The organism is Aquimarina mycalae, assembly GCF_029906345.1.
Taxonomy (GTDB): Bacteria; Bacteroidota; Bacteroidia; order Flavobacteriales; family Flavobacteriaceae; genus Aquimarina.
This window is the reverse complement of the sequence record NZ_JARYGY010000021.1, coordinates 1-3,654: the sequence shown is the minus strand read 5'-3', so window position 1 is coordinate 3,654 and position 3,654 is coordinate 1. Positions and strand designations below refer to the sequence as shown.

General features: G+C 39.3%; 1 protein-coding gene. It reads right to left on the bottom strand.

All coding sequences use genetic code 11. From position 1 onward, the window contains the following. The coding region (locus QBK95_RS22790) for a beta strand repeat-containing protein (RefSeq protein ID WP_280936872.1) at positions 1-3,654 on the bottom strand (3,654 nt) is incomplete at both ends.

The window sequence follows — 3,654 nt, the reverse complement described above, 5'->3', positions numbered from 1 at the left end:
TGCTTTGGATGTTCCAGTCATTTCCATCACCACAAAGTATAAAATCAGCAGTTAAGCTTAGTTGTAGTGCATCAGGTTGTGTAAGCTGCAAAGTTGTACTCTGAGCTGTATTATTATTACTATCGGTGACGATTACATAATAGCTTCCAGCTCCCACACCTGATAGTATGGCTGTAGTTCCAATGACTGTTGTGTTCCCTTGAGTAAACCACTGATAGGTATAGGTTCCAATTCCACCAGTTGTGATTGCTCTGATACTACCATTGGTATCTGCATTACACAATACAATATTTACAATTTCAGTTGATACTACTAACTCCTCAGGTTGATTGAGTGTAAAACTTTGAGAAGTCTGGCATCCTAATGCATCTGTAATAAGTAAGGTATAGGTTCCTGCTGTAATTCCAGCAAGGGTTGCCGAAGTTTCTGTCAATACCCCATTGGTATCAGACCATTGATATGTGTAAGGAGGCGTTCCTCCAGTAGTGGTAGTTATGATACTACCATTAGAGAGTCCAAACCCAGTAGGGTCGTTCAATAGTACAGACCCTATTAGTAACTGATCTGGTTGATTTAAAGTTGTAGACAATACACCAATAGTTCCAAGATCTTCATAGAAACATCCGTTACTATCCTGTAGTTGTATCTGATATATTCCATCAATCAGGTTTGTGATTTGTGTAGTAACTCCATTATCAAAAGGGATCCAGGCACTATAAGTACCGTTTAAGATTCTATATCGATATGCATAACTACCATTTCCGCCAGCAGCAGTGATAGTAATACTTCCATCGTTAGCTCCAAAACAATCAGGATTATCCTCTACAAGGTTTCCAATAACTGCTAATGGTTGGGATACATTGAATACTGCACTTTGTTCAGAGATTCCTTCAGCATTACTTACAATGATATAGTAATCCCCTACAGCAACACCGTTTAATATATTGTTATTTCCGATTTGCGTATTTGTATTTGCATCAAACCATTGATAGTTATTTCCACCAACACCACCTGTAGTGATGACTTCCAAGATACCATCACTTCCTCCGAAGCAATTGATTTGCTGTGTTTGATTGATGTTTACTAGTAGTTCACCAGGATTGGCAAGGTTATAGGTATCATTAATGGTACATCCATCAGCATCCGTGACTAAGATGTTATAGGTTCCCTCTGCCTGATTTGCTAAGGTACTCGAGGAGTTATTTACATTAGCTTCCAGTAGTACTACCGCACCTAGGTTATCGGTCCACTGATAGGTATAAGGAGCTACACCTCCTGTAATGGAGATGGCAATACTACCATCGGTAGTTCCTGTTGCAGAAGGTCTGATAATATTGACATTGGTAATATCATATACTACAGGTTGAGTGACAGTAATGGTTCCACTTGTTGTAGTACAATTATTTTCATCACTAACCATTACGTTATAATCACCAGCAGTTATTCCTGAAAGCGTATTTGTTGAGGATCCTAATGTATTCCATTGATAGGTGTAATTACCAGTACCACCAGTTACTGTGATAGTAATACTTCCATCAGTACCATTGTAACACCCTACCTCTGTGATATTAATATTAGTAATCTCCAGAAGGTTGGGTTGTGTGAGGTTGATATTGATTTGCTCTGTTTGATTTGAATTGGCATCAAGTACTACGACTCGGTATGTTCCTGTAGGAATAGGTCCAGTAGTATCAGTAGTACTGATTTCCGTATTACCAGCATCAAACCATTGATAGGTATATGGTGGTACACCACCTGTTACATTGGCGAGGAGTTCTCCGTTTTCACCAAAACAAGGAATTGCAGTTTGAGTAGTAGTTACTAGTAGAGGAGCAGGTTCTGCTACGATATATTCAATAGGGCCAAGCACACATCCATTAGCATCCATAAGGGTTAAGAAATAACTTCCAGCACCTACATTATTTAATAGATTACTATTAGTTCCTACGGTGGTATTGGTGTTATCGGTCCATAGATAGGTATATGCAGGAGTTCCTCCTGCTGCTGTTACCTGAATACTACCATTATTGAGTGCGTTACCAGAAGCATCAGTAATATCAACATTGCTAATACTCAGTCCAGTTGCAGGTTCTGTTATATCAATAGAGAGGTTGGCCTCACAAAGATTCGCATCTCGAACAGTTAGAGTATATGTTCCTGCACTAAGTCCAGAGATATCTTGGGTATTGTCCCCATTACTCCAGAAAAAGGCATAAGGAGGTGTTCCTCCAAGAACGGTTAGATCAATACTAGCATCGTTTCCTGCATTACAGGAAACATCTATGGATGTATAGGAGGCTTGTAATACAGGAGGTTCTATGATCGTAAATGTATCAGATGCCAGGTTTGCATTAGCATCCATAATGGCTACTTCATAGGTTCCAGCTCCTAGATTCATAACAGTATCTGTAGTAGACAGGATAGTCGTGTTATCCAAAGTATTATACCATTGATATGTATAAGGTGCTACTCCACCAATGACTGTTGCTGTTAGAGATACTGTTTGATCTCCAAAACAAAGTATAGAGCTATCGGGTTGTATATCGGATACCTCCAGAAGCTCTGGTTGAGTTACGATAAAAGTACCTGTTAGGATACAGTTATTCGCATCCATAATGGTTACTTCATAGGTGTCAGCCTGTAGATTAGTAATAGTAGCATCAGTCCCAATCACAGTAGAGGTACCATCTACTCTCCACTGGTAGGTATATCCAGGAGTTCCACCAGCTACGGTAATACTAATACCTCCATTGGCTGTTTGAAAACCAGTAAGATTCGTAATGGTAGTATTGGATATAGAAATAGGAGTGATAGGCTGGGTGATTGTAATGATAGTAGATGATATAGGACACCCATTTGCATCTGTAACATCCACACTATAATCACCTGAGGAGATTCCAGAAAGATCTTCAGAAGTAGCCCCATTAGACCATAGGTAATTGTAAGGAGGTGTTCCCCCAGCTACTGTAATATCAATAACACCAGTTGGATCTGCAAAACAATCGACATCTACTTGTGTAAAAGTAATGTCTAAAGGATCTGGTTGAGTGATTACAAACTCAGCATTAGTAGTAGCAGTACTATTATCAGTGATTGTTACACGATAATTTCCAGCATCTGCTCCAATGAGTAAAGAAGAAGTATCAGATAATGGGGTAAAGACTCCAGATCCTAGCGATGTTTCTTTAGACCAGCTATAAGAGAAAGGAGCAATACCACCAGATACTGTAGCGAGTATTCTAGCATTATCATCACCATTACATTGCAAATCAGAGGTTGCTGTTTCATAATCAATAGTGACCAATAATTCATCAGGTTCTGTAATGATAAAGTTTGTGGTAGTTGTACATCCAGCATTATCGGAAGTACTTCCAAAACGATTGTCTTGCACTACCAGTGTATAGGTTCCAGCAAATAGTCCTGATATATCTTCTTTATTAGAAGAAAACCCATTAGGTCCAGTCCAGCTATAGATATATCCACCATTTCCACCGCTTAGATTACTATCGATAGCTCCTGTGTTTTGACCAAAGATCAGCACATTGGTTTGAGTACCCGAAATAGTAATAGGTGTAGTGGGTGCTGTAATTGGTTGTTGTTGTGCTGCTGACGGACATAGATTGGCATCACGTACAATGATATCATAGGTTGTAT